General features: G+C 55.5%; 5 protein-coding genes. All 5 read left to right on the top strand.

Features of this window, described 5'->3' with window-relative positions:
• A partial coding sequence (locus NW835_RS10380; RefSeq protein ID WP_414415242.1) for a pentapeptide repeat-containing protein occupies positions 1–1,681 on the top strand: 1,681 nt, incomplete at its 5' end.
• A gap of 297 nt (positions 1,682–1,978) precedes the next feature.
• Complete coding sequence (locus tag NW835_RS10375; RefSeq protein WP_414415241.1) at positions 1,979–2,377, top strand: DUF1257 domain-containing protein; 399 nt, start codon at positions 1,979–1,981, stop codon at positions 2,375–2,377.
• A gap of 9 nt (positions 2,378–2,386) precedes the next feature.
• Positions 2,387–2,596: a DUF2997 domain-containing protein gene (locus tag NW835_RS10370; RefSeq protein WP_414415240.1), complete on the top strand. Its 210-nt coding sequence runs from the start codon at positions 2,387–2,389 to the stop codon at positions 2,594–2,596.
• An 86-nt stretch (positions 2,597–2,682) separates the two neighbouring features.
• Positions 2,683–3,312, top strand: a complete 630-nt coding sequence (locus NW835_RS10365; protein WP_414415239.1) for a helix-turn-helix domain-containing protein — start codon at positions 2,683–2,685, stop codon at positions 3,310–3,312.
• The coding region (locus NW835_RS10360; protein WP_414415238.1) for an Hsp70 family protein at positions 3,309–4,826 on the top strand (1,518 nt) is incomplete at its 3' end. The genes NW835_RS10365 and NW835_RS10360, both read left to right, overlap by 4 nt.

Genomic DNA, 4,826 nt, shown 5'->3' with positions numbered 1-4,826 from the left:
GGCCGATTTGAGCGCAGCTTGCCTGCAACTGGCCAGCCTGCGGGGAGCTATCCTTTCCCCTGAAACGCAAATTGACCACAAGTGGCGGCTGGTCTGGGAAATTGTCAACGGCCATGCTCAGGGAAAAAACCTAGCTCAGGCGGACTTGAGCGAGGCCAACCTGGATTGGGCTGACCTGCGGGGGGCCAACTTGGCGCAAGCAGACCTAAGGGGGGCAAGGCTTGTCGGCGCCAACTTGCAGGAAGTCGACCTCCAGGGAGCCGACCTCCGGTGGGCCAGCTTGGAGAGAGCCAACCTCAGTCGGGCCGATTTGAGCGCAGCTTGCCTGCAACTGGCCAGCCTGCGGGGAGCCATCCTTTCCCCTGAAACCCAAATTGACCACAAGTGGCGGCTGGTCTGGGAAATTGTCAATGGCCATGCTCAGGGAAAAAACCTAGCTCAGGCGGACTTGAGCGGGGCCAACTTGAGCTGGGCAAATCTGAGCGGGATCAGGCTCCCTGGCGTGAACTTGGTGGGAGCCGACCTGAGCGGGGCCAACCTCTGCGGCGTAGACCTACAGTGGGCAGAGTTGAGCAAAGCCAATCTAAGCCAGGCGGATCTGAGGGGGGCCAACTTAAACCAAGCGGATCTCAGCGGGGCAGACCTAAGCGGTGCCAACCTCACTGGAAGCAGCTTGATCAAGGCCGAACTAGCCAAGGCCAAGCTTGTGGGGGCCAAATTGGCGCAAGCCAACCTCGTCGGAGCCAAGCTGAGACGGGCTAAGCTCAACGGCGCAGATCTAAGGGGGGCCAGCCTCATCGGGGCCGACCTCAGCGAAGCCAAACTGGGCAAGACAGACCTGAACTTGCCTAGCTTGAGATGGACGGTGATTTCTGTAGAGGCCAGTCCGGAGAGTAGCTGGTGGTTCATGATTTTCCATGCTGGCGCCCCTTCGCAGGAGCTGAGCCAAACAGACTTGAGAGGGGCGGACTTGAGAAAGGCCAACCTCAGCCGGGCAGACCTCAGCGGGGTAAGGCTCAGTGGAGCTAACCTAAGCCAGGCTTATTTGATTGGGGCAGATCTCAGCGAGGCCAGCCTAGATGAAGCCAATCTAAAGAGGGCCAAGCTGGGCGAGGCCAACCTAACCCACGCCGATCTCAGCGGAGCCAAGCTGAGTAGGGCCTATCTGGGCGGAGCCAACCTCAGCGGCGCCGACCTGAGGGGGGCAGATCTGGAGCTGGCCAGTCTGCCGCGGGTGATCCTTTCTCCTGCAACCCAGATCGAGGCCAAGTGGCGTCTGGTGTGGGAGATCGTCAACGGTCAAGCCTCCGAGAGAAACTTGAGTGGGGTTGACCTGAGCGGCGCTAACTTGAATTGGGCCAAGCTCAACGGGGTGCAACTGGTCGGGGCAAACCTAAGTGGAGCCAGCCTCATTGGAGCGGATCTAGGAGGATCCAACCTCAGCCAAGCCAATCTGAGGAAGGCCAATTTGAGCTACGCCAACTTGGAGGGATCCAACCTAGACAATGCCATCCTAGAAGGCGCAAAACTTGATTTTCAGTGGCAGTGGATCTGGCTCTCCCTTTGGTTCAAAGGTTTGGCAACCATCTGGTTTGGTTACCCCAGTACCCCTCAACTACCTCCTCCTGCTACGTCGGATCCCAATCGGCGTCTCCCAGCCGAGAAGAACAAGGAGAAGTGAACACTTCTGTTCTTTGGCTAGGGCCACGCAGGTTTGTATCCTAGCAAACACTTTTTAATCCAAGAGAGCTGCTTTAGGATAGAGGCGTGGCCTTGCTGTGGCGGGATTCTGGAGATTTTTGGATGAAGCCTGCTTTAAAAAGTAAGGAGACTTTGAAGCAGCCTTTGCTGAGCTAAGGGCTTTGGCAGGGGATAGTGCGAAGATAGAGATGACCCAAGTGCTCCTCGGTCAAAAAACAAAGGGCACCCATAGCCAGGTGAGGTGAAGCAAGAAAGACTCTAACTTTAGGAGGAGAGAATGTCGCACTTCACGTACATCCAAACTCAGTTTAAGAACCGAGAGGCTTTGATAAAGGCTCTAAACGATGTTGGCTACTCTCACATAGAAGAGGGATCCGACCTTCCTCTATATGGCTACCTAGGCGATAGGCGACCTCAGACGGCAGACATTGTTATCCGAAGAAAGTACTTAAGTGCTGCTAGCAACGATATTGGCTTTAAGTGGAAGGGCGATCACTACGAGGCAATAATCTCTGAATATGACCGCCAGGTCTTTCCCGACTTTATCCCCAAAATTCAGCGCAGGTATGCTTATCACGCCGTCCTTGCAACGGCAGCGGAGAAGGGGTTTACCGTAGAGTCGGAATCTGTGGACGAAAAAGGGCAAGTCAGAATTGTATTGGGACGTTGGGCCTGAGGAGGAATCGTGGCGGAATATCAACAGGTTGAATACATCATCGACAAAGATGGCAACGTGATTGAGCGCGTGCTTAATGTCAAAGGCAAGGGCTGCCTTGACCTAACTGAGGAAATAGAAAGGGCATTGGGCACAGTTCAAAAAAGGGAGCTGTTGCCTGAATATGACCAGGCCTCAGTCATAGAAGAAAATGTCCAGCGTCAGGTAGAGCGTTTATGAATGCCCCAAACCCCTTTCTGGATCCCCTGTCTGGTTTAACCAAAGGGATCCAAAGGACTCTGGCTAGGATTCCATTTTGGAGTGAAATGAAAAGTCATGATACCCTGCTGCGCAATCTCATGCAGGCTGCCGGTATCTCAACCTGGCGAGAGCTTCGACAAAAGGCCAAACTGAGTCGAGGAGCCCTAAATGCCCTGAGAACTGGCCAGGCCGAAAAGCTGAAGTTAGCCGATCTCAATCGAGCGGCCAGCATTTTGCAAGTGCCCTTGCCGAGCCTTATTCAAGATTTCAGCGGAATCGAGCTAGCATTGGAGCCTGCAGAAACGGCTCAGGAAGTGCAGCGGCTGCACAAACAGCTAGAACAGCAGGAAGGGCAATTGCGCCATCAAATCCGCGCCGAACTGGTGGAAAAGCTCAAGCCTCTTTTGGTGCAATACCCCACCCTGCAGCAGGTTGTGCAGAGGCGACCGGATTACCCTGCCCAGCAAGTCTTGGCTTTGCTGAACTGTCTGGGCAACTTGTTGGAAGACTGGCAGTTGGAAACCATTGGCCAGGTGTGGCAACAGGTGGCCTATGACCCAGAAAGCCACCAGGCAGATGAGGAGGATATCCAGGCGGGCGAGCCGGTCTACGTTCGCTTTGTGGGCTATCGACTTAGGGATCAAATTTTGGTTCGAGCCAAAGTCAGTCGCACTCTACCTTCCTTGGCAGCATGACGACGTTGGCTATTGATTTTGGCACTTCCAATACGGTGGTCTGTGCCTATCAAAATCGAAAGCCGATTGTGATCGACATACCAGGGATCACCCACCGCTACGACGGCAGCCCGCCTCTAATTCCCTCGGTTCTCTTTGTCGGCCAAAACCAGCAATTTTTGATTGGGGCACCTGCCCAAGCCAAACGGGATCCCAAGCGCCTATTCAAAGGCTTTAAGCGGGATCTCTCTCAACAATTCCAGCCGGCCCCAACCTATGTGGATGGACAGGCCTACACAGCCCAAGAGGCCACGCGGATCTTTCTGCAGCAGCTTCTTGCCAAACTCAAGGCGGAGGGCTGGCAGCCCGATAAGGTGATCTTGACCGTGCCGGTGGGAGCCTACGAGGCCTATTTGCACAACCTGCAAGAGGTGTTTGGCTCCCTGGGGATCCAACAGGTTGTGTTCCTCGACGAGTCCACCGCGGCTGCTTTGGGCTACGGGGTGCAGGAACCGGGATCCCTGATTTTGGTGGTCGATTTGGGGGGCGGAACTCTCGACCTCTCTTTGGTCAAAATCTTGAAGCCAAAGCAGGGCACTGCTTACCGAGCTGAGGTCATTGCCAAAACTGACCGGGCCTATGGCTGTGGCGGCGTCGATATTGATATCTGGATTGCCGAATGGCTGCTAGAGCAGTTGGGCCGCAAGCGACACCAGGTTCCGGCCAGCAGCTTCCAGGTTCTGTGCGAGGTTGCCGAGCGGCTCAAGATCCGCCTCTCCAGCCATTCTCAGGCCAGCGAGGCCTGGCTGGATGAAGACTCCTTTGAGACCCACACTTTAATGCTTCAGCGCGAACAACTCCAGGAGCTGTTGGAAGAGCGCGGCCTGCTGACGCGGCTAAGAGAAGCCATCGATGAGGTCATCGAGAAAGCCCACAACAAAGGGATCTCTAAACGAGATATCCACCAGGTGGTGTTGGTGGGTGGCACCAGCCTCATTCCAGGGGTGCAGCATCAGGTCATTAGCCTCTTTGGCCGCGACAAGGTTAAGTACCACAAGCCGTTTGAGGCAGTGGCCCACGGCGCTCTGGCCTTCACCCAGTTTGCCCGCCTTCAAGATCATCTCCGCCATACCTACGCCCTGCGGCTCTGGAATCCCTATTTGCAGGCGCCCGACTTTTTCCCTCTCTTTAAGAGCGGCACGGCCTATCCTGCCACGGTGGAACTGCCTCCCTTGCAGGCCAACGCCAATGGACAAAGCCACATCAACCTGGTGGTTGGTGAGATGGCCGAGGAAGGGGCAACCGAAGTTGTTTACGGTCCCGACGGTCGGATGCAGATTCGCAACAGCAGCGCAGCTTCTAGCTTTCGTCCCCTTGGGAGCCACAAGCAGCTTTCCATTCCTCTCAAGCCCCCAGGGCAGGTAGGAGTGGATCGTTTGCAGGTCACCTTTGCCGTCGATGCTGGGCGAACTTTGCGGGTAACGGTAGTAGATTTGCAAACTCAAAAGACCCTTATGCAGCAGCAGGTGGTTGGG

Origin of the sequence: Synechococcus sp. OH2 (genome assembly GCF_047462155.1) — a bacterium.
Lineage (GTDB): Bacteria > Cyanobacteriota > Cyanobacteriia > Thermostichales > Thermostichaceae > Thermostichus.
Note: the sequence above shows the minus strand (reverse complement) of the source record. Positions and strands in the feature narration are given on the sequence as shown.

Bases quoted from the DNA above. Each gene is read 5' to 3' on its own strand.
- NW835_RS10375 (WP_414415241.1), top strand. From the start codon at position 1,979: ATGTCGCACTTCACGTACATCCAAACTCAGTTTAAGAACCGAGAGGCT.
- NW835_RS10365 (WP_414415239.1), top strand. From the start codon at position 2,683: ATGAAAAGTCATGATACCCTGCTGCGCAATCTCATGCAGGCTGCCGGT.